This is a genomic window from Pseudoxanthomonas sp. G3 (assembly GCF_057654715.1).
The window spans coordinates 32,559-52,530 of sequence record NZ_CM172805.1 but is presented as its reverse complement, the minus strand read 5'-3'; the positions used below and the strand labels follow the sequence as shown (position 1 = coordinate 52,530).

The following is a 19,972-nucleotide window of genomic DNA, read 5'->3' as shown; positions in this document are numbered from 1 at the left end:
TCTGCCGGTCGCTTAAGACCTTCTTAAAGCGCCGGGGCCAGCATGCCCCATGGCAAGGCCGTGGTTGGAGGTCCTATTCCGCTACGGCCCGCCGGATTCAAGCACGCTCATGCGCGAGGACGTCCGGCGATGCCACAATAATCAAACTGCGCGGTACGGTTTATGTTCAGCCGATGGCCGTGAAGCTACGCCGTTGTTTTTCCGTTAACCCTTTGCTGGTCCGCCGACGACGCCCATGACGCCTGCCGACGCCCCTGCCGTGCACCTGTCCGGCCTCCGCCTCGATCGCGGCGGCCGCACCATCCTGCGCGGGATCGACCTGACCGTGCCCCGCGGCAGCATCGCTGCCGTGCTCGGCCCGTCAGGCAGTGGCAAGTCGACGATGCTCGCGGCGCTGACCGGCGAGCTGCCGCCCGCCGCAGGCACCGTGGAAGTCTTCGGCCAGCCCGTCCCGCACCGCAGCCGCGCGCTGCTGGAAATGCGCAAGGGCGTGGGCGTGCTGCTGCAGGGCAACGGCCTGCTGACCGACCTGACGGTGGCCGAGAACGTGGCGCTGCCGTTGCGCACGCATACGAAGCTGCCGGACGCGCTGATCCGTCGGCTGGTGGACTTCAAGTTGAACGCGGTCGGCCTGCGCGCCGCCGCCGACGCCTACCCGCGCGAGCTGTCCGGCGGCATGGCGCGCCGCGTGGCGCTGGCCCGCGCGCTGGCACTGGACCCGCCGCTGATGATCTACGACGAACCGCTGACGGGCCTGGACCCGATCGCCTCGGGCGTGATCATGAGCCTGATCCAGCGCCTCAACGACACGCTCGGCCTGACCAGCATCATCGTGACCCACCACGTGCACGAGACGCTGCCGATCGCCGACCAGGCGGTGGTGATCGCCAACGGCGGGCTGGTCTTCTCCGGTACGCCGGCGGAACTGGACGCGAGCTCGGACCCGCTGGTGAAGCAGTTCCTGCGCGGCGAGCCGGACGGCCCGATCGCGTTCGATACGGTCAAGCGCGGGGAAGCCGCCTGATGCCCTTCGTCGCCGCCACCCGTTCGCTCGGCCGCGCCGGTCTGTTCTCGCTGTCGGTCTTTCGCGCCTCGACGCCGACCCGCGATTTCTTCGCCGAACTCACGCGCGAGATCTACAAGATCGGTGGCCGCTCGCTGCCGATCATCGCCGTGGGCGGCGCGTTCGTGGGCCTGGTGCTGACCCTGCAGGGCTACCGCACGCTGACCACGTTCGGCGCCAGCGATGCGCTGTCCACGCTGCTGGGGCTGTCGCTGTACCGCGAACTGGGCCCGGTGCTGACCGCGCTGCTGTTCATCGGCCGCGCCGGCAGCTCCATCGCCGCCGAACTGGGCCTGATGCGCGCCACCGACCAGATCAAGGCGCTGGAGCTGATGGCCATCGACCCGGTGGCCAAGGCTGTGGCGCCGCGCTTCTGGGCGGCGGTGCTGACGGTGCCGCTGCTGACCGGCTTCTTCTGCTCGCTGGCGATCAGCGCCAGCTATTTCGAGGCCGTGCACGTGCTCGGCCTGGATAACGGCACCTTCTGGTCCGCGCTGCAGAACAGCGTGGACTTCTGGGACGACTTCGGCGTGGCACTGCTGAAATCGGCCGTGTTCGGCGGTACCAGCGCGCTGGTCGCGGCCTACGTGGGCTTCCACGCCGAGCCCACCATCGAGGGCACCTCGGTAGCGACCACCCGCGCGGTGGTGAACGCCTCGCTGCTGGTGCTGATGTTCAATTTCGTCATGTCTGCATTGCTGTTCAGGAGCTGACCCATGTCCGTCCGTGGACCCCGCCTCGAATTCGCCGTCGGCGCCTTCCTCCTGCTGGCCCTGGCCTCGCTGTTGGTGCTGGCGCTGGCTTCCACCAACAAGCGCTTCGGCGTGGGCGGTGGCAGCTACGAGCTGACCGCGCGTTTCACCAACCTGGGCCAGCTGCGCAAGCAGGCGCCGGTAAAGATCGGCGGGGTCGTCATCGGGCAGGTGGCCGACATTCAGCTGGACCCGGTCAAGTTCGACTCCATCGTCACCCTGTCCATCGACAGCCAGTACAAGGACCTGCCGGCCGATACGGCGGCGGGCATCTTCACCAGCGGCCTGCTGGGCGAGAACTACATCGGCCTCTCCCCGGGCGGCGACCCGGAAGTGCTGAAGCCCGGCGAGGAAATCGCCTTCACCCAGCCGGCGGTGGACCTGCTCCAACTGGCCGGCAAGTACATGTTCAGCGGCGGCGCCAACAATGCCGCAGGTGCCGGGGAGACCCCGGCCAGCGGCGAAGCCGCCACGCCCCCCGTTACGGAAGAACCCACGCCATGAAGACCCTGATGAAGCCCTCGTTCCTGTCCATCGCCCTGTCGGCGGCCCTGCTGGCCTCCGCGCCGGCCGTCGTGTTCGCGCAGGCCCCGGCCCCGGCGGCTGCCGCGAAGCAGAACAGCGCAAGCCAGGTCGTGCTGAGCAGCAGCACGCGCATCCTGGCCACGCTCGACCAGCGTCGCGCCGAGTTCAAGGCCAACCCGGCCGCGCTGCGCCAGTACGTCACCAGCGAGTTCAACACGCTGTTCGACGGCGACTACTCCGCCCGCCTGGTACTGGGCGTGCACGGCCGTGGCGCCTCCGACGCCGACGTGAAGCTGTTCGGCCAAGCGCTGACCGAGCGCCTGCTGTCGGCCTACGGCGCGCGCCTGGCGGACTTCAACGCGCGCCTGAGGGTGCGGGTGAAATCGGAATCGCCGTTGCCCGGCGGTCGCGGCGTGAAGGTCGAGACCGAGTTCATGCAGCCCGACCAGACCGTCACCCCGATCACCTTCTACGCGCGCAACGTCGGCGGCCAGTGGAAGGTGTTCGACGTGCTGCCGGAGGGCGTGTCGTTCGTGCAGACCTTCAAGACCCAGTTCGACGCCCCGCTGCGGCAGAAGTCCATCGCCCAGGTGGCGGCGGACCTGAAGTCCGGCAAGCTGCAGGTCAACGGGAATGCCAGCGGCAACTGACGCCGGCATCAGCCGGGACGGCGACGCGCTCGTGTTCACGGGCGCGCTGGACCGCGCCGCGGCCGCCGCGCTGTGGGCCCGGGCCTCGGCGCAGTTGGCCGGCGCGCAACGCTTCGTCCTGACGAACGTCACTACCGTGGACAGCGCCGGGCTGGCACTGTTGGCGGAACTGGCCGCGCGCGTGCGCGCCACCGGCACCGCACCGCGTTTCGAAGGCCAGCCCGCTGGCCTGGCCGACCTGCAGGCCGCGTACCGACTGACGCCGGAACTGGATTTCCCGGCGTAACCCCACCCCCGCAGCTCCAGGAATCAGGATGAATCTGTTCCGCCTCAGCACCGTGGTCCTGCTGGCCGCCCTGGCGACGGCCTGCGCCTCGGCGCCCAAATCCTCCTCCGGCGCACCGCCCGAACCGGTCGTGGTCGACGGCAGCGCGACCGCGGCGGCCCCGCTGCCACCCGAGCCGCCGATCGACCCCGCGAGCATCGACCCACCCGCCCCTGCGGCGGCCAGCGCCACGGCGTCGGAAGGCGAGGACGACTTCGCCGCCATCTACGGCCAGGGCGCCTACGATCCGGTCGCCGATCCCTCGCTGCCCGCTCCCGCGCAGTCGCCGGTCGCCTACGACCCGTGGGAGAAGTTCAACCGCAAGGTGCATGCGTTCAACAACGCGGTGGACCGTGCGGTCGCCCGCCCGCTGGCGCGCGCCTACACCGCGGCCGTGCCGCGCCCGGTGCGTCTGGGCGTGAGCAACTTCTTCGACAACCTGCGCCAGCCGCTGACCATGGTGAACCAGCTGCTGCAGGGCCGTCCGCGCGACGCCACGCAGACCTTCGGCCGCTTCGTGCTGAATTCCACGCTGGGCATCGGGGGTCTGTTCGACCCCGCCAGCGACCTGAAGATGAAGCGGCGCAGCGAGGATTTCGGGCAGACGCTCGGCACGTGGGGCTGGAAGCGCTCGCGCTACGTGGAACTGCCGTTCTTCGGCCCGCGCACGGTGCGCGACGTGCTCGGCCTGGCCGGCGACATGCCGCTCAGCCCGGTCAGCAAGATCGAGGACGACAAGACGCGCATCTTCCTGCAGGGCCTGAACTTGGTAGATACGCGCGCCCAGCTGCTGTCGCTGGACAGCCTGCGCGAAGGTGCGGTGGACGATTACGCGCTCGTCCGCGACTCGTGGCTGCAGCGCCGCAACTACCAGATCGAAAGCCATCGTACCCAGCAGCAGCCGACCCAGGACGAACTGCCGGAGTACCTGCAGGACGAGAACAACCCCACCGTCCCGGTCGATGCGATGCCGATGCCGGAGATCAGCGGCGGCGGTTGAGGCAGCTGCGAAGTGATGTACGAAAACGGCGCCTCTCGGCGCCGTTTTCTTTCTGGCTGTTCCTCTCTTCCTGCGCAGCGGGGAGAGGGGCCGAAGGCGGATGAGGGGCGAACGGAGCGGGAAAGATTCAGCGCATGGATGAAGACCGCGCCCGCCCCTCATCCGCCCGTTGGGCACCTTCTCCCCGCAGGCGGGGAGAAGGAACAACACACGACGCCTCACTCCGCCTCGTCGCCACCCAGCAGCTTCTGGCCTTCCTCACCCGGCAAGGCTTCAACCTCGCGCAGTTGGCGCTCGATCGCGCGGGTGCGCACGCCGGCCTGCTTGATGCTGTTCTGCACGGTGTCCAGTTGGGTGTGCGCCTTCTCCAGCACGGTCGCGAACTTGCCGAACTCGGTCTTCACCGCGCCCAGCAACAGGCGGACCTCACTGGAACGTTTCTCGATAGCCAGCGTGCGGAACCCCATCTGCAGGCTGTTGAGCAACGCGGCCAGCGTGGTCGGCCCCGCAACGACGATGCGGTGGTCACGCTGCAGTGCATCCACCAGGCCCGGCCGGCGGATCGCTTCGGCGTACAGGCCCTCGGTGGCGAGGAACAGCACGGCGAAGTCGGTGGTGTGCGGCGGCACCACGTACTTCTCGTTGATCGACTTCGCCTGCACCTTGATCGCGCGCTCCAGCTGCGTCGCCGCAGTGCGCATGCCCTCGGTATCGCCACGCTCCTGCGCGTCCAGCAGACGCTCGTAGTCTTCGCGAGGAAACTTTGCGTCGATGGGCAGCCATACGGGCACGTCGTTGTCCTGGCGACCGGGCAGACGGATCGCGAAATCGACGGCTTCGCCGCTGTCCGGCCGCACTTTGACGCCGCGCGCGAACTGCTCGGCGGTCAACACCTGCTCGAGCAGGTTCTCCAGCTGCACTTCACCCCAGCCACCGCGATCCTTGACGTTCGTCAGCACACGCTTGAGGTCACCGACGCCGGTGGCCAGCTGCTGCATTTCGCCCAGTCCGCGTTGCACCTGCTCCAGCCGCTCGGACACCAGCTTGAAGGAGGCGCCCAGTCGCGCCTCCAGCGTGGTCTGCAGCTTCTCATCGACGGTCGCCCGCATCTGCTCCAGCTTCTGCGCGTTGTCGGCCTGCAGTTCCTTCAGGCGGCCTTCCAGCGTCTGCCGCATCTCGCCGATGCGCTGTTCGTTGCGCTGGGTGAGTTCATTGAGGCGCTGGCCCAGCGCGTCGGCGAAACGCTGCTGCGACTCGGCCGATTCCAGCCGGCCCTTGCGGGCGTCTTCGGTCAGCGTGTCGCGCAGCACGTCCAGGCGCTGGTCGGTGCGGGTGCTGAGGTCGGCGAGGCTGCGGCCGAACCCGTCGATGCGCACTTCCTGCGCGCGCGACAGGCCTTCCAGCTGGTCGCGCAGCTCGCTGCGGCCTTCGCGCTGCTCGTCGCGCAGCGCGCGTTCCAGCACGTCGCCGATGCGGGCCTCGGGACGGCGCAGCACCAGCACCGCGAGCAGGACGACGGCTACGGCGACGAGGATCAGCAGGAGGACGAGCAGGGTCTGGGAATCCATGCGGACAGTGTAGCTGCTGGCGTCTCACCGCCTGCGCCGGCGACATCGCGAACGGCCTCGCAGCCGAAGCGGGCGCGGCATCACGGATGCACACATGTGCCTTGACCCCCCGCCGCCGGGCGGCGCACAGTCGCGGCGCATCGACGCTTGGGGAAAGCCGTCTTGCTGCAACGCCTCCGCACCCTGATGGGCGCCGCGCCCGACCCCGTGCCCGCCCTCGCGGCGGCGCGCGAAGCTGCCCTGCGGGCGGTCCTCGGCGAACCCGAACGGATCGACCGCGACAACGACCGCCGGCACCGGGTCGACGTGCACGTGTATGCGCGCAACTTCGTCGAGGCGTGCGTGGAGGGCGACGACGAAGGCTATGTGCTGGTCACCAGCGGCATGAGCGACCGGCTGATGTCGATGCCCGACGGCTACGACGGCGACGAATCCGCCGCACGCGAGCTGTTCTGGTACGTGCGCGCGCCGCATCCGGCCTTCATCGCGCAGCTGCGCTGGCTGGCCAAGTTGCCGTTCATCGAAGGCAGCTGGCTGGGCTACGGCCATACCGTGCCGCTGCCGGAGCCGCCGCTGGCGGGTTCGCCGTTCTCCACTTTCCTGCTGCTGCCGCCGGTCGTGGCGACCGACCGCCACCTGTTCGACAACGTGCACCTGCACGGCCAGGGCGTCGAGCCGCTGGTCGTGCACCTGGTCTCCGATGCAGAGTACGACCTGGTCCGCTCTGACGAGGGGCTGGATGTCTTCCTCGACCTGCTCGACGTGCACCGCTACCCCTTGGTGTTCGACCCGGCGCGCCCGTCGTATCTCTGAACCGCCACGGCGCGCTGCGTGGTGCGTCGCCGATTGCCAGCCGCGCCGCGCCCGCATAGGCTGCTGGCGGCCCCGGGGCGGGGATGCGCCCGCGGGTCATGCCCCCTCACCTTTCCATGCCGGCCTGTCGCCGGCATGCCGCCCGACTGACGCATTCGAGGAAAACCATGACCTGGCTACGGCGCAAATCCATCGACCGGATCACCCAGCACGAGGAAGGACGCCGCTTGGTGCCCACGCTGAGCTGGCCGCACCTGGTCGCGCTGGGCATCGGCGCCATCGTCGGCACCGGCATCTACACGCTGATCGGTGTGGGTGCCGACAAGGCCGGCCCGGCGGTCCTGCTGTCCTTCGTCATCGCCGGCATCGTCTGCGCCTGCGCGGCGCTGGCCTATGCCGAGCTGTCGACGATGATGCCGGCCGCCGGCAGCGCGTACACCTACAGCTACGGCGTGCTGGGCGAATCGATCGCCTGGATCGTCGGCTGGAGCCTGATCCTGGAGTACTCGCTGGTGGTCAGCACCGTGGCGGTGGGCTGGTCGGGTTATTTCGTCGGCTTCCTGCAGTGGGTGCAACAGAATTTCGGCTGGAACGTCACCCTGCCCACCGCACTTGCCGCGGGTCCGCACGCCGGTGGCCTGATCAACCTGCCGGCCATCGTGATCACCTTCGCCGTCGCCGGCCTGCTGATGGCGGGCACGCGCGAAAGCGCCACGCTCAACGCGATCCTGGTGGTGTTCAAGCTGATCGCGCTGGCGGTGTTCATCGCGGTCGCGCTGCCGGCCTTCAACCCCGACAACCTGCAGCCGTTCATGCCGTACGGCTTCCCGAAGTCGGTGGATGCGGCGGGCGTGGAGCGCGGCGTGATGGCGGCCGCGGCTATCATCTTCTTCGCCTTCTACGGCTTCGACGCGATCTCCACCGCTGCCGAAGAAACCAAGAATCCCGGCCGCGACCTGTCGATCGGCATCGTCGGTTCCATGATCGGCTGCACGCTGATCTACCTGCTGGTCGCGGTCGCGGCCGTGGGCGCGATGAGCTTCACGGTGTTCGGCAAGAGCGCCGAGCCGCTCGCGCTGATCATGCGCGAGCTCGGCCACGGCACCGCCGCGCTGGTGATCGGCATCGTGGCCATCGTCGCCCTGCCCACGGTGCTGCTGGCGTTCTTCTACGGACAGAGCCGCATCTTCTTCGTGATGTCGCGCGACGGCCTGCTCCCGCGCGGCCTGTCGAAGGTCAACGCGCGCACCGGCACGCCGGTGGCGATCACCGTGTTCACCGCCATCCTGGTAGCAGCGCTGGCGGGCGTGGCGCGCCTGGACGAGATCGCCGCGCTGGCCAACGCCGGCACGCTGGCGGCCTTCGTCGCGGTCGGCGTGTGCCTGCTGGTGCTGCGCAGCCGCGAACCGAACCGTCCGCGCGTATTCCGCACGCCGCTGGCGTGGGTCGTCGGCCCCGTCGCGATCCTCGGCTGCCTTTACCTGTTCTGGAGCCTGCCGCAGCGGACGCAGCTGTGGTTCCTGGCATGGAACGCGGTGGGCATCGTGGTCTACCTGGCCTACAGCCGCCGCAACAGCGTGCTGGCGAAAGGCGGCGACGCATGATGACGTAGCGTGCGCCATGCGCACGACCCGGATCGAGTGAAGATCCCGGGGTCGTGCGCGCAGCGCACGCTACTCCATACGCCTGCGTCTGCATCACGGACGCTTCATTCCCGGCGGCTGCGGCACTAAGATGCCGCGCAGGCACACCATCCCCCGGGTTACGACGTTGATCATCCATCCCAAAGTCCGCGGCTTCATCTGCACCACCACCCATCCGCTCGGTTGCGAGCTCAACGTGCGTGACCAGATCGCCGCCACGCGCGCGCAGGGCGTGCGCAACGACGGACCAAAGAAGGTGCTGGTGATCGGCGCGTCCAGCGGCTACGGCCTGGCTGCCCGCATCAGCGCGGCGTTCGGCTTCGGTGCGGACACGCTGGGCGTGTTCTTCGAGAAACCGGGCAACGAGAAGAAGGCCGGCACCGCGGGCTGGTACAACTCGGCCGCGTTCGACAAGTTCGCCAAGGCCGAGGGCTTGTACAGCCGTTCGATCAACGGCGACGCGTTCTCCGATGAAGCGCGCGCCAAGGTCATCGAGCTGATCAAGAACGAGATGGGCGGCCAGGTCGACCTGGTGGTCTATTCGCTGGCCTCGCCGGTGCGCAAGCTGCCGTCGACCGGCGAAGTGAAGCGCTCGGCGCTGAAGCCGATCGGCGCGCCGTACACCTCCACCGCCATCGACACGAACAAGGACGCGATCGTCCAGGCCACCATCGAGCCAGCCACCGAGCAGGAGATCGCCGACACCGTCACCGTGATGGGTGGGCAGGACTGGGAGTTGTGGATCGATGCGCTCGACAAGGCCGGCGTGCTGGCCGACGGCGCGCGCACGGTCGCCTTCAGTTACATCGGCACCGACATCACCTGGCCGATCTACTGGCACGGCGCACTGGGCCGGGCGAAGGTGGACCTGGACGAGACCGCGCAGCGTCTGGACGCGCGCCTGCAGAAGACCGGCGGCACCGCGAACGTGGCGGTGTTGAAGTCGGTGGTGACGCAGGCCAGTTCGGCGATCCCGGTGATGCCGCTGTACATCAGCATCGTGTTCAAGGTGATGAAGCAACTGGGCCTGCACGAAGGCACCATCGAGCAGCTGGACCGCCTCTACCGCGACCGCATGTACCGCGCCGATGGCCAGCCGGCCGCGACCGACGACGAGAACCGCCTGCGCCTGGACGACTGGGAACTGAGGCCCGAGGTGCAGACGCAGGCCAAGGCGCTGTGGCCGCAGGTGACCACGGAGAACCTGTTCCAGCTGACCGATTACGCGAACTACAAGCACGAGTTCCTGAAGCTGTTCGGCTTCGAGCGCGACGACGTGGACTACGATGCCGACGTGAACCCGGACGTGCAGTTCGACTGCATCGAGCTGTCGCCGGAAAGCTGATCGTCTTGCGTAGCACATGAAAAAGGCGGGCTTCGACCCGCTTTTTTCTTTCTGTAGGAGCGACGTAAGTCGCGACCGCACGGCCGGACAGCATGTGGATCATCAGTAATCACGGATGCGCCGGGATGCATCATCCGGCGCCATCGACACCTGTCAGCGTGCGGTCGCGACTTACGTCGCTCCTACAGGGGCATCGTCGCGCACTCAGGGCCCAGCGCGCGGATACGCATGTCGCGCAGGTATACGGCATTGCCATGGTCCTGCAGGCCTAGATGCCCGCGGCGCGCCTTGGCGAAGTCCGCCTGGTCGGCGAACTTGCTGGCGGCGACCCGCTGTTTCCAGTCATCGCTGTCCAAGTCGTAGGTCGCGACACGCACACCATTGAGCCAATGCTCCACGCGCGGACCGCAGGCGACGATGCGCGCCTGGTTGTACTCCCCGAGGGGACGCAGCACATCGCGCGCAGGGGCGACGAGGTCGTAGACCGCCGCGGCACGGTGGCTCGGCACGATGCGATCTTCGGCTGCCCGATCATCGAGCAGCTGGTACTCCACCGCCCGCGCCCAGATCGGCGACGCGTCGACCGCGCGATAGAACAGGCCGCTGTTGCCACCCAGCGGCACGCGCCATTCCCATTCCAGTTCGAAGTCACCGTAGGTATCGACGCTGATGATGTCGCCGCCACCGGCAGCGGTCAGCACGAGTTCGCCATCGCGGACCTGCCAGCGCGCGTCCAGCGCGGAAGCGCCGACGCTGCGCCACTGGCCCGCCTCTGCCAGCGATTGCCAGGGCGCGTCGGGCGTCGATGCGCAACCCGCCATCAGCGCGACCAGCAGGACCGGAACGATCCGCAGGCCGCGCATGCTCAATCCACCACGCGGCAGAACACGGCCTTGAGGTAGCGCGATTCCTGCACGTGCGCCATGAACGGGTGGTCGGGGCCGGCGCCGGCGACCTTGAGGATCTGGATCGTGCGGCCGGAGAAGTACGCGGCGCGGCGCAGCATGTCGAGGAACTGCTCCTCACTGACCAGGCCGGTGCACGAGAATGTCGCGAACAGGCCGCCCGGCTTCACCACGCCGAGCGCCAGCTTGTTCATGTCGAGGTATTTCTTCAGCGCGGCGATCACTTGCTCGCGGTCGCGCGTCATCTTGGCCGGGTCCAGGATCACCACGTCGTACTGCTCGCCGCGGTTCGCCGCATCGCGCAGATACGGGAAGATGTCGGCCTGCACGAACTTCGGCCGCACGTTGTTGAGCTTGGCGTTGCCCTTGGCGATCTGGATGACATCCTGGTCGATGTCCACGCCCAGTACCTCGGTCGCACCACGCGCCGCGGCGTACACCGCGAAGCCGCCGGTGTTGCAGCACAGGTCCAGCACAGTCTTGCCTTCGACCTGCCGGCTCAGCCACTCGCGGTTCTCGCGCTGGTCGGCGAAGAAACCGGTCTTGTGCGCGCCCGCCGGATCGGCGCGGAACTTCACCCCGTACTCGGTGATGACGGCCGCTTCGGTCGTGGTGTTGCCGTGGAAATCGAAGCTCTCCTGCTTCTGCACGTGCTCGTCGGCGAAGCTGTGGAAGCGGCAGCCCGGGAACTGCTCGCGCAGCGCCTCGTAGATCCATTCGCGATGGCGGAACATGCCGGCGGCGAAGAACTCCACCACGATCAGGTCGCCGTAGCGGTCGACCACCAGGCCGGAGAGTCCGTCGCCTTCGCTGTGGACTACGCGCCAGGCATCGCTGATGGCATCCAGCTTCAGCACGTCGCGGCGCAGCGAGACCGCGTCGGCGATCTTGCGCGAGAACCAGCCGGCATCCACCGGGATGTCGGGGTGGGTTTCCAGGATGCGCACGGCGATGCGCGAGTGGCCGTTGTAGAAGCCGCGCCCGATCCATTCCCCGTCCACCCCGACGACCTCGACGAGGGTGCCGGACTTGGGTTTGGCGGCGGGCTTCTCGACCAGTTTCTGGAAGATCCACGGGTGGCTGGAACGCCAGGCATTCTTCAGGCGTACGGTCGGGTTCGGCGTGTTCATGAACGACATTTTACCTTCGCGGTTGACCCGGCCGCGCACCATCCGGACAATTCCCGCCTGAAGGGGAGTAGCTCCCAACGTGCCGGCCGTCATTTCGAGCAGCGATGCTCCGGTCCCACGGCAGTCCATCGGGCTGTGAGCGAGACCTTCGCCGCGATGGCGAAGGTATGTCCCTGGATCCCCGTTTCCCCGGCTCCCGAGACGTCCGCGCCTGCGGCCGTCCTCCACTTTTTTCGGGAATCTCGATGGAAACGATTGGCAACCCCTGGTTATGGGCCGGCTTCGGCGGCCTGGTGGTGATCGCCCTGCTCGTCGACCTGGTGCTGATGCGCCACGGCGGCGCGCACAAGGTGACGTTCAAGGAAGCGATGTGGTGGAGCCTGGGCTGGATCGCGCTGGCGATGGCGTTCAACGGCGGCCTGTGGTGGTACGTCAACGAGACCGCCGGCCTGGTGGAAGCCAACCGCGTGGGCCTGGAGTTCCTGACCGGCTACCTGGTCGAGAAGGCGCTGGCCGTCGACAACATCTTCGTCTTCCTGATGGTGATGACGTACTTCGCCGTGCCCGAGGAGCAGCGCCAGCGCGTGCTGGTGATCGGCATCCTGGGTGCCATCGTCCTGCGCAGCATCCTGATCTTCGCCGGCGCGGCGTTGCTGGCGAAGTTCCACTGGCTGCTCTACCTGTTCGGCGCGTTCCTGCTGCTGACCGGCATCAAGATGTGGTTCGCCGCCGGCAAGGAGCCGGACCTGGAGAAGAACCCGGCGCTGCGCTGGATGCGCAACCACCTGAAGCTGACCGACGGCTACCGCGGCGACAAGCTGAGCGTGCGCGAGAACGGCGTGCGCTGGTTCACCCCGCTGTTCGTGGTGCTGGTGCTGATCGGCGTGACCGACGTGATCTTCGCCGTCGACAGCATCCCGGCGATCTTCGCGATCACCTCCGACCCGTTCATCGTGCTGACCTCGAACGTGTTCGCGGTGCTGGGCCTGCGCGCGATGTTCTTCCTGCTGGCCGGCATGGCCGACCGCTTCCACCTGCTGCCCTATGGCCTGGCGGTGGTGCTGGGCTTCATCGGCATCAAGATGCTGCTGATCGATCTCTACAAGATCCCGGTGCCGTGGGCGTTGGGCACGGTGGCGGCGATCCTCGCCGTGACCGTGGCGCTGAGCCTGGCCCGGCCGCAGAAGGCCGACAGCGCGGCCTGATGCGGGTCCTGGCGGACCATCCCGTGCGCGGGATGGTCTGTCCAGCGCCGCCCGCCCTTGCATTCATGCACCGCGTCGCCAGAACTGGACCATGGACCTGCATCCCGACGATCCCGCGTTCGATCCGGAATCCCAGCAGCGCTACGACCGCCGCCGGCTGTTCCGCGCCCTCAACCTGAGCCTGGCCTTCGTGCTGTTGCTGGCCATCGTGTATTCGGCGCAGGGCAGTTTCGATGTGCGCGCCTTCACCATCGCGCCGCTGTCGACGGAGGGGCTGCTCGGCATCCTCACCGCACCGCTGCTCCACGGCTCGCTGGAACACATCGCCGCGAACGCGTCGGCATTGCTGATCCTCGGCACGTTGGCCGGCGCGGTCTATCCGCGCGCAACGCTGTGGGCGATCCCGCTGGTCTGGCTGGGCGCAGGGCTGGGGCCATGGCTGCTGGCCGAGCCCGGCACGCACACGCTCGGCGCAAGCGGCCTGACCCACGGCCTGATGTTCATGATCTTCATGCTCGGCCTGCTGCGTCGCGACCGGGCGGCGATCGCGGCGGGCATGATCGCGTTCCTGTTCTACGGCGGCATGGTGTTGACGGTGCTGCCGCGCGAGGCCGGTGTATCGTGGCAAGCGCACCTGGGTGGCGCGGTGGCGGGCCTGTTAGCCGCCTTCCTGTTCCGTCGCCTGGATCCCGAATTGCCGAAGAAGAAGTACAGCTGGGAAATCGAGGAAGAAGAGGCGGCTACCCGCGGCGATGACGAACTCGAACCGCCCGCGCCGCGCGAAGTCCCCGTGCTCTGGGTGCGCCCCGCGCCTTCCGAAGAGGAACAACGCGGCGTCGTGCTCCGCTTTACCCGCCATCCTCCGGTTGAAAGCCCGCCGCGCGAGCCGCCGACATCGTGATGTGCCGCCGCCCATCGCGGCCACAAAAAAAGGCAGGCCCTTGCAGGCCTGCCTTTTTCGTTTCCAGCGGACCGCCTGGACTTAGAACTTCGCGTTGAACTCCACACCCACCGTGCGCGGCTCGTTGAGGAAGCCGGTCAGGTTGTTGAAGTCGATGCCGCCGACGACGCGGGTCTGGTCGGTGATGTTGCGGCCGTACAGCGCCACTTCGTAGTTGCCGTAGTCCCAGCCGTAACCGATGCGCAGGCCGCCTTCCAGCGACGACTTGCCGGTGAACTCGATGGAGTCGTACAGGAAGAAGTTCACTTCGCTGCGGTAGGCCCAGTCGGTGTAGACATACAGTTCGCTGCCTTCGCCCAGGCCGATGCTGTAGCGCGCGGTCAGGTTGTGCACCCACTTCGGCGCCTGCGGCAGCTGATTGCCGTTGATCAGCGCCTTGCCGGTGGCATCCAGCGGATCGGTCACGGTGCACTGCGCGCAGACCGACACGGCGAGATCGGGGTCCTTGATCTCGGTGTCGTTGTAGCTGCTGCCCAGCGTCAACAGCAGGTTGTCCAGCACGTACGCCTGCATGTCCAGCTCGAAACCCTGACCCGTGCTCTTCTCGGCGTTGAGCAGGATGTTGGAGTTGTTGGCGCCGCCGACGGCGGTCAGCTGCTGGTCCTTCACTTCGTAGTAGAAGACGTTGGCACTCAGGCGCGCGCGCTTGTCCCAGAAGTCGGTCTTGACGCCGGCTTCGAACGCGGTGGAGGTTTCCGGACCCGCGACGGTCTTGTTGTTGAAGTCGCCGGCCGCCTGGATGCTGCTGCCGCGGTAGCCGGTGGCCACGCGCGCGAACAGGTTGGTGTCGTCGTTGAGCTTGTAGACGGCGGACAGGTCCCAGCTCAGCTTCTTGTCTTCCGGTGACGCAGTCAGGAACGGATCGGCGGCATCGCCCGCGGCGTAAGCCGCCTGTTGCGCGGCCAACAGGCCGGCGAGGTCGCCTTTGGTGCCGGTGTAGGCTTCGACCGTCAGCTCCTTCTTGTCGACGGTGTAACGCAGGCCGCCGCGCAGTTCCAGCTTGTCGGTCGCCTGCCACGTGGCGGCACCGAAGATCGCGTACGAGTCGTTGGTCTGGCGGATGCGTTCGTAGCCGCTCTGCGCGCCGTTGGTGAAGATCGAGTCGTAACTGAAGCTCTCGACCTTGTAGTCCTCGTCGAAGTAGAACAGGCCCGCCTGCCAGTTCCACGGACCCGCGTAGGCGGATTCGATGCGGAACTCCTGCGTCCACTGCGCGTGCTCGGGAATGCCGTCAGCGGTTTCGGACGAGAACGGGATGAAGCCCGGTCCGTACTGGCCACCCGGCGCGTACGGGGCGCCGAAGCCGCCGTCGATGTCGCCGCGGTTCATCGTCTCGACGCTCTCGTAGCCGGTGATCGAGTACAGCTTGTACTCGCCGATGTCCCAGCTCAGGCGCGCACTGGCACCCTGCGATTCCAGCTCGGAGTAGTTCAGGCCGTCCTGGGTGACCTCATCGCGGTCGAAACCCGGCACCAGGTTGTTGGTGCCCGGCTGGATGATGTTGGCGCGGAACAGGCGCGCGGTGCCGTTGAGCTTGCGCGCGTGCGCGTTGAGCAGCGCATCGAAGCCCTCGCCTTCGTACAGGAACTGCACGCGGCCGGCGGATTCGTCATAGCCCTCGTAGCCATCGCTCGGACCCGGGTAGGTGTTCTTCACCGAGTCGTCGCGGCGCTGGAACAGCACCGATGCGCGTGCCGACCAATTCGGGCTCAGTGCGCCGCCGACGGCGCCTTCCAGGTTCCACATATCGTCGGTGCCATAACCGACCTTGCCGTAGCCGCTGGTCTCCTGCGACGGCTTGGCCGATTCGAACTTCACCACACCGGCCGGGCTGTTGCGGCCGAACAGCGAACCCTGCGGACCACGCAGCACTTCGACCTGCTCCAGGTCGAACAGCGGGAAGCCCTTCAGGATCGGGTTTTCCTGGACCACATCGTCGTACACCAGCGAAACCGGCTGCGAGGTGTTGAGGCGGAAATCGGTGTTGCCGTAGCCGCGGATGTAGAAGCGCGGGAACGCGCGGCCGAACGAAGATTCGATGTTGAGGCTGGGCACGCGACCGGACAGGAAGCGCAGGTCGGTGCCGCCGGACGCCAGCACCCCGAGTTGTTCGCCACTGACAGTACTGATGGAGACCGGCACGTCCTGGATGTTCTCGACCTTTCGCTGCGCGGTCACTTCCACCGCGTCGAGCGTGGTCGCGCTCTGCGGTGCCGGCTCGGCGGCGGGGGTTTCCTGGGCGAAGGCGGTGCCGAACGGCAGCAGCGCGGCGATGGCAAAGGCGAGGCGTTGCGGCCGGACGGCGGCCGGGCGGAGTCGGGACATGGCGGTGGCTTTCCGAGTGGGTGGGTGTCGGGGCGCGCTGGCGGCGCTAGCACGCGAATGTTGCATTACAGCAACATGGGGGGCAATGGCTGGAAGTCCCGTTCCGGCAAAGGTAATGCCCGTTGTGGGCGCCGGACGGGCGAAGCCGTACGCCGGGGTGGCCATCGGTACGTTCAGGTCCCTGGCGTGACCGCTGGCAGGTGACGGCCGGCCAGGGCGGCGGGCTAGACTCGGCGCCCTTCCCTGCCCTCCGGATCGCCGCCATGACCCAGTGGTTCTTCCATACCCCGAACGACAACCAGCGCCACGGCCCTTTGGACGAGGCGGCAGCGCACGCCTTCGCCCAACGAACTCCCGGCGCGCTGGCGTGGCGCGAGGGCATGCGCGAGTGGAAGCCCGCGCGTGAGTTGTCGGAACTGGCGGGCGCGGCCGCCGCTCCGCCGCACCTGCCGCCGCTGCCCGGCGCCGGCGGTCGCCGCGGCGCGGACGAGATCGATTTCCGCATCGTGGGCCATGAGATGCAGTTCGTCGAAGTGGAACTGGACCCCGGCGAGAGCGCCATCGCCGAAGCCGGCGCGCTGATGTTCAAGGACAGCGCCGTGCAGATGGACACCGTGTTCGGCGACGGCTCGCACAGCGGCCAGGGCGGCGGCTTCATGGACAAGCTGCTCTCCGCCGGCAAGCGCGTGCTGACCGGCGAGAGCCTGTTCACCACGATGTACACCCACACGGGGCAGGGCAAGGCCAAGGTGGCCTTCGCCGCGCCCTACCCCGGTACCGTGCTGGCGATGAAGCTGGACGAGCACGGCGGCCGCCTGATCTGCCAGAAGGACAGCTTCCTGGCCGGCGCGCGCGGCGTGTCGGTCGGGATCCATCTGCAGCGCAAGATCCTCACCGGCCTGTTCGGCGGGGAGGGGTTCATCATGCAGAAGCTGGAAGGCGACGGCTGGGTGTTCGTGCACGCCGGCGGTTGCGTGGTGGAGCGCGAACTGAAGCCCGGCGAGCGTATCGACGTGGACACCGGCTGCGTGGTGGCCTACCACGCCAGCGTCAACATGGAGGTGCGTCCGGTCAGCGGCATCAAGAGCATGTTCTTCGGCGGCGAGGGTGTGTTCCTCGCCACGCTGACCGGCCCGGGCAAGGTGTGGCTGCAATCGCTGCCGTTTTCGCGCCTGGCCGGGCGCATGCTGCAGGCCGCACCGCAGGGCGGCGGGCAAGCCCGCGGCGAAGGCTCGGTGCTCGGTGGCCTGGGCCGTATCCTCGACGGCGACAACAGCTTCTGAGCAGGGGGCGGGACGCGCGATGCGTCCCGCCCCTTCGGTTCAAGCCGCGGCGAGACGCGGCGCCTGCGCGCGACGTGCGATCAGGTGATCCAGGCTGGCCCGGCCCGGGCCGGCGACCAGCAGCCAGACGAACACGGCGACGTACAGGACTTCGTCCAGTTCGACGAACTCGTCCAGCGTCGAGATGCCGGGCAACACCACCACCACCAGCGCCACCAGCATGTTGAAGATCATCGGCAACATGGTCAGACGCGTGGCCAGGCCCAGCATGATCAGCAGGCCACCGATCATTTCGGTGCCCGCGCACACCGTCGCGCTCAGGGCCGGCCACGGGATGCCCAATTCGACGAAGCGCTCGGTGAAGAACGCCAGGTTGTTCAACTTGGCCCAGCCGGTTTCCAGCCAGAAGTAGCCGAACACCAGCCGCAGCAGCAGCGGACCGATCCACGCGTGATCATTGAGGAACGCAAGCGCACGGGCATGTGCAGGTTGGGTTTGCATGAAAGATCTCCGGTAACGATCAGGAAGAGAAGGACAGGTCGGTGACCAGACCGTCGGCCAGCCAGCGCTTGAGCAGGCTCGCCGCGCGCAGGGCCGGTGCGGGTCCAGGCAGGCGTGCGCACCAGTCGGCGAATGCGTCGCCACGCGCGACGGCGGCGAGCGCCATCGCCTCGTCGCGGGGAAGACGGCGCCAGTGCACATCGAATGCCACGCGCCAAAGCAACCAGGCGGAGGCGGGTTGGGCTTGCAACACCGGCGCGCGTTGGCCACGTGCATGGGCATCGAGTATGGCAACGGCATTGCTGCGCAGGCGCAGGCGGCGCATGGCCGGATGCAGGGACAGACGAAGGCCCGCCCACGCATCCGCAGGCAGCGACGCCATATCGTCGATACCACAGACCGGGGCATCGGCCGCGTCGAACACCTCGCCCTGAAGCCACTCCAGTCGCGCGAGGTCGGCGGACACCGCATCGTGCGATGCCCACCAGCGCGGAAACCGCTCGCCCAAGTGGCGGACCGAGGGGTGCCGCGACGGATGTGCGGCGATATACGTCTCGGCCAGCGCGTCGAAGCGGTCGGCGCCCAGCGAGGCACGCAGCACCGGGAAGTCGTTGCCGAGCACGTCCACCAGCCGCCACCGGTAGCCGTCCGCATACACGCGCAGGCGCGCCGCGGACGATGCACCACCGGAGTCGGCAACGCTCGGCGTCATCGCCGGATTCCGCTGCAGCAGCCACGCGGCGAAGCCACGCTGCCGGTCGACGAGCGCCATCACGCCGTTCATGCGGCGCGATCCAGCCGATGGGCAGCCGCGATGCGACGTGCGATGTCCAGCTCGGCCAGCAACGCCTCCAGCGGCGGGATGTGGTCGTCGCGTTCGATCATCGCTGGCAGCTCGCCGAAGCGTTGCACCGCCTGCGCGTACAACGACCAGACCCCGTCGGGAACCGGCGCGTCATGGGTATCGATCAACAGCCCACTTCCGTGCGCGTCCTCGCTGTGTCCCGCCAGGTGGATCTGGCGCACCGCCTCGCGCGGCAGGCGATCGAGGAACGCCGCCGCATCGAAGCCGTGGTTGTGCGCGTTGACGAACACGTTGTTGACGTCCAGCAGCAGCCCGCACCCGCTCTCGGCCACGATCGCGGAAAGGAACTGCGCTTCGTCGAGCGTGTCATCCGCAAAACGCAGATAGCTGGAGACGTTCTCCAACAGCAGGGGCATGCCGAGCGCATCCTGCACCTGGCGCACGCGCGCGGCGACATGGCGCACCGTGTCGTCGTTCTGGGGCAACGGCAGTAGATCGTGGAACTGGACGCCGCCATGGCGCGTCCAGCACAGGTGGTCGGAGACGAGCCGGGGCCGCACGCGCCGGGCCAGACGGCCCAGCGCGCGCAGGTAGCCGCCATCGAGCGGATCACTGCCGCCGATGTTGAGCGACACGCCATGCAGGGCCACCGGCCAGCGCTCGGCCATCCGGTCGAGCATCCATAGCGGCCGGCCACCTTCGACCAGATAGTTCTCGCTGAGGATTTCCAGCCAGTCCACACGCACATCGCCCGCAAGCAGCGCGTCGTAATGCTGCGGGCGCAGGCCCAGGCCGAAGCCGTGCAGGGAGGTCGTCATGGCGATACCTCGACGGTGCCGGTCAGGTGGTGGCTTTCTTCGCTTCAGCCGCCTTCTTCTGCGGCTTGGGCGCCTCGAACTTGCCGCCGGCGGTCTTGCACGTTTCGGCAGTGGATTCGGTGAAGCCGTGGCCCTTGCACGCGTTCTGGCCCTTGCAGGCGTTGGACGCACTCTTGCAGGCGCCCTGCCCCTTGCAGGCATTGGCGCCGACGCAATGGCCAACCTTGGCGGAACCGGATTGGGCGGCCTGCGCCATCGGCGCACCGAGGAACAGGGCGGCGGCAGCGACCGCGACGGAAAGACCGGTGAGCTTGGTGGTGTTCATGGGAAGCCTCGTTGGGTTGGGATGGACGTC

At 67.8% G+C, this 19,972-nt stretch carries 20 protein-coding genes; 12 read left to right on the top strand and 8 right to left on the bottom strand.

Annotated elements, in window-relative coordinates:
• Positions 1-235: 235 nt before the first annotated feature.
• From AC23D6_RS00265 to AC23D6_RS00240, 6 genes are read left to right on the top strand one after another with little or no spacing between them, the layout of a single operon-like run.
• Positions 236-1,024, top strand: a complete 789-nt coding sequence (locus AC23D6_RS00265; protein WP_487750865.1) for an ABC transporter ATP-binding protein — start codon at positions 236-238, stop codon at positions 1,022-1,024.
• Positions 1,024-1,776, top strand: a complete 753-nt coding sequence (locus AC23D6_RS00260; protein WP_093294035.1) for an MlaE family lipid ABC transporter permease subunit — start codon at positions 1,024-1,026, stop codon at positions 1,774-1,776. The genes AC23D6_RS00265 and AC23D6_RS00260 overlap by 1 nt, the downstream gene beginning before the upstream one ends.
• A gap of 3 nt (positions 1,777-1,779) precedes the next feature.
• Positions 1,780-2,319, top strand: a complete 540-nt coding sequence (gene mlaD / locus AC23D6_RS00255) for an outer membrane lipid asymmetry maintenance protein MlaD (protein ID WP_487750864.1) — start codon at positions 1,780-1,782, stop codon at positions 2,317-2,319.
• Between the two features lie 8 nt (positions 2,320-2,327).
• Entirely contained in the window at positions 2,328-2,990 is a 663-nt protein-coding gene (locus AC23D6_RS00250; protein ID WP_487752690.1) for an MlaC/ttg2D family ABC transporter substrate-binding protein, read from the top strand.
• Positions 2,974-3,276: an STAS domain-containing protein gene (locus AC23D6_RS00245; protein ID WP_487750863.1), complete on the top strand. Its 303-nt coding sequence runs from the start codon at positions 2,974-2,976 to the stop codon at positions 3,274-3,276. Before AC23D6_RS00250 ends, AC23D6_RS00245 begins: the two co-directional genes overlap by 17 nt.
• Positions 3,277-3,304: 28 nt before the next feature.
• Complete coding sequence (locus AC23D6_RS00240; RefSeq protein ID WP_487750862.1) at positions 3,305-4,315, top strand: MlaA family lipoprotein; 1,011 nt, start codon at positions 3,305-3,307, stop codon at positions 4,313-4,315.
• Positions 4,316-4,533: 218 nt separating this feature from the next.
• On the opposite strand, the gene AC23D6_RS00235 is transcribed toward AC23D6_RS00240, so the two are convergent.
• Positions 4,534-5,883 carry a DNA recombination protein RmuC gene (locus AC23D6_RS00235; RefSeq protein WP_487750861.1) on the bottom strand — a complete coding sequence of 450 codons (1,350 nt, stop codon included), beginning with the start codon at positions 5,881-5,883 and terminating at the stop codon, positions 4,534-4,536.
• A 162-nt stretch (positions 5,884-6,045) separates the two neighbouring features.
• Here AC23D6_RS00235 and AC23D6_RS00230 point away from each other — a divergent pair, with 162 nt between their 5' ends.
• From AC23D6_RS00230 to fabV, 3 genes are all read left to right on the top strand, one after another.
• Positions 6,046-6,696 (top strand): suppressor of fused domain protein, encoded by a 651-nt coding sequence (locus AC23D6_RS00230; protein WP_487750860.1) that lies wholly within the window; start codon positions 6,046-6,048, stop codon positions 6,694-6,696.
• Between the two features lie 167 nt (positions 6,697-6,863).
• Positions 6,864-8,300, top strand: coding sequence for an amino acid permease (locus AC23D6_RS00225; RefSeq protein WP_487750859.1), 1,437 nt, complete (start codon positions 6,864-6,866; stop codon positions 8,298-8,300).
• 166 nt (positions 8,301-8,466) lie between these two features.
• Positions 8,467-9,684: an enoyl-ACP reductase FabV gene (gene fabV, locus AC23D6_RS00220; RefSeq protein ID WP_487750858.1), complete on the top strand. Its 1,218-nt coding sequence runs from the start codon at positions 8,467-8,469 to the stop codon at positions 9,682-9,684.
• A gap of 182 nt (positions 9,685-9,866) precedes the next feature.
• Here fabV and AC23D6_RS00215 read toward each other — a convergent pair whose 3' ends face one another.
• Positions 9,867-10,547 (bottom strand): 3-keto-disaccharide hydrolase, encoded by a 681-nt coding sequence (locus AC23D6_RS00215; protein WP_487750857.1) that lies wholly within the window; start codon positions 10,545-10,547, stop codon positions 9,867-9,869.
• A 2-nt stretch (positions 10,548-10,549) separates the two neighbouring features.
• Positions 10,550-11,719 (bottom strand): class I SAM-dependent rRNA methyltransferase, encoded by a 1,170-nt coding sequence (locus tag AC23D6_RS00210; protein WP_487750856.1) that lies wholly within the window; start codon positions 11,717-11,719, stop codon positions 10,550-10,552.
• A gap of 245 nt (positions 11,720-11,964) precedes the next feature.
• Here AC23D6_RS00210 and AC23D6_RS00205 point away from each other — a divergent pair, with 245 nt between their 5' ends.
• Together AC23D6_RS00205 and AC23D6_RS00200 are read left to right on the top strand one after the other, a co-directional pair.
• Entirely contained in the window at positions 11,965-12,924 is a 960-nt protein-coding gene (locus tag AC23D6_RS00205; protein WP_487750855.1) for a TerC family protein, read from the top strand.
• 91 nt (positions 12,925-13,015) lie between these two features.
• Positions 13,016-13,825: a rhomboid family intramembrane serine protease gene (locus AC23D6_RS00200; RefSeq protein ID WP_487750854.1), complete on the top strand. Its 810-nt coding sequence runs from the start codon at positions 13,016-13,018 to the stop codon at positions 13,823-13,825.
• Between the two features lie 81 nt (positions 13,826-13,906).
• Here AC23D6_RS00200 and AC23D6_RS00195 read toward each other — a convergent pair whose 3' ends face one another.
• The gene (locus AC23D6_RS00195; protein ID WP_487750853.1) at positions 13,907-16,210 is read right to left on the bottom strand and encodes a TonB-dependent receptor; all 2,304 of its coding nucleotides are present in this window, start codon (positions 16,208-16,210) and stop codon (positions 13,907-13,909) included.
• Positions 16,211-16,473: 263 nt separating this feature from the next.
• On the opposite strand from AC23D6_RS00195, the gene AC23D6_RS00190 reads away from it, so the two are divergent.
• Positions 16,474-17,493, top strand: a complete 1,020-nt coding sequence (locus AC23D6_RS00190) for a TIGR00266 family protein (RefSeq protein ID WP_487750852.1) — start codon at positions 16,474-16,476, stop codon at positions 17,491-17,493.
• A gap of 39 nt (positions 17,494-17,532) precedes the next feature.
• Here AC23D6_RS00190 and AC23D6_RS00185 read toward each other — a convergent pair whose 3' ends face one another.
• Genes AC23D6_RS00185 through bufA2 form a run of 4 tightly spaced genes read right to left on the bottom strand, consistent with a single transcriptional unit; the run spans position 17,533 to position 19,942 of the window.
• A complete protein-coding gene (locus tag AC23D6_RS00185) occupies positions 17,533-17,994 on the bottom strand; it encodes a DoxX family protein (RefSeq protein WP_487750851.1) in 462 nt (153 codons plus the stop codon).
• A gap of 19 nt (positions 17,995-18,013) precedes the next feature.
• Positions 18,014-18,778, bottom strand: coding sequence for an HvfC/BufC N-terminal domain-containing protein (locus tag AC23D6_RS00180; protein ID WP_487750850.1), 765 nt, complete (start codon positions 18,776-18,778; stop codon positions 18,014-18,016).
• Positions 18,775-19,617: an MNIO family bufferin maturase gene (gene bufB, locus AC23D6_RS00175; protein ID WP_487750849.1), complete on the bottom strand. Its 843-nt coding sequence runs from the start codon at positions 19,615-19,617 to the stop codon at positions 18,775-18,777. Before bufB ends, AC23D6_RS00180 begins: the two co-directional genes overlap by 4 nt.
• Before the next feature lie 22 nt (positions 19,618-19,639).
• Entirely contained in the window at positions 19,640-19,942 is a 303-nt protein-coding gene (bufA2, locus tag AC23D6_RS00170) for a BufA2 family periplasmic bufferin-type metallophore (protein WP_487750848.1), read from the bottom strand.
• Positions 19,943-19,972 lie beyond the last annotated feature (30 nt).

Coding starts and splice junctions, on each gene's coding strand:
- AC23D6_RS00190 (WP_487750852.1), top strand. CDS start 16,474: ATGACCCAGTGGTTCTTCCATACCCCGAACGACAACCAGCGCCACGGC.
- AC23D6_RS00195 (WP_487750853.1), bottom strand. CDS start 16,210: ATGTCCCGACTCCGCCCGGCCGCCGTCCGGCCGCAACGCCTCGCCTTT.
- AC23D6_RS00245 (WP_487750863.1), top strand. CDS start 2,974: ATGCCAGCGGCAACTGACGCCGGCATCAGCCGGGACGGCGACGCGCTC.
- AC23D6_RS00225 (WP_487750859.1), top strand. CDS start 6,864: ATGACCTGGCTACGGCGCAAATCCATCGACCGGATCACCCAGCACGAG.
- AC23D6_RS00250 (WP_487752690.1), top strand. CDS start 2,328: ATGAAGCCCTCGTTCCTGTCCATCGCCCTGTCGGCGGCCCTGCTGGCC.
- AC23D6_RS00185 (WP_487750851.1), bottom strand. CDS start 17,994: ATGCAAACCCAACCTGCACATGCCCGTGCGCTTGCGTTCCTCAATGAT.
- AC23D6_RS00240 (WP_487750862.1), top strand. CDS start 3,305: ATGAATCTGTTCCGCCTCAGCACCGTGGTCCTGCTGGCCGCCCTGGCG.
- mlaD (WP_487750864.1), top strand. CDS start 1,780: ATGTCCGTCCGTGGACCCCGCCTCGAATTCGCCGTCGGCGCCTTCCTC.
- AC23D6_RS00260 (WP_093294035.1), top strand. CDS start 1,024: ATGCCCTTCGTCGCCGCCACCCGTTCGCTCGGCCGCGCCGGTCTGTTC.
- AC23D6_RS00210 (WP_487750856.1), bottom strand. CDS start 11,719: ATGAACACGCCGAACCCGACCGTACGCCTGAAGAATGCCTGGCGTTCC.
- AC23D6_RS00200 (WP_487750854.1), top strand. CDS start 13,016: ATGGACCTGCATCCCGACGATCCCGCGTTCGATCCGGAATCCCAGCAG.
- AC23D6_RS00265 (WP_487750865.1), top strand. CDS start 236: ATGACGCCTGCCGACGCCCCTGCCGTGCACCTGTCCGGCCTCCGCCTC.
- bufA2 (WP_487750848.1), bottom strand. CDS start 19,942: ATGAACACCACCAAGCTCACCGGTCTTTCCGTCGCGGTCGCTGCCGCC.
- AC23D6_RS00180 (WP_487750850.1), bottom strand. CDS start 18,778: ATGAACGGCGTGATGGCGCTCGTCGACCGGCAGCGTGGCTTCGCCGCG.
- AC23D6_RS00235 (WP_487750861.1), bottom strand. CDS start 5,883: ATGGATTCCCAGACCCTGCTCGTCCTCCTGCTGATCCTCGTCGCCGTA.
- AC23D6_RS00215 (WP_487750857.1), bottom strand. CDS start 10,547: ATGCGCGGCCTGCGGATCGTTCCGGTCCTGCTGGTCGCGCTGATGGCG.
- bufB (WP_487750849.1), bottom strand. CDS start 19,617: ATGACGACCTCCCTGCACGGCTTCGGCCTGGGCCTGCGCCCGCAGCAT.
- AC23D6_RS00205 (WP_487750855.1), top strand. CDS start 11,965: ATGGAAACGATTGGCAACCCCTGGTTATGGGCCGGCTTCGGCGGCCTG.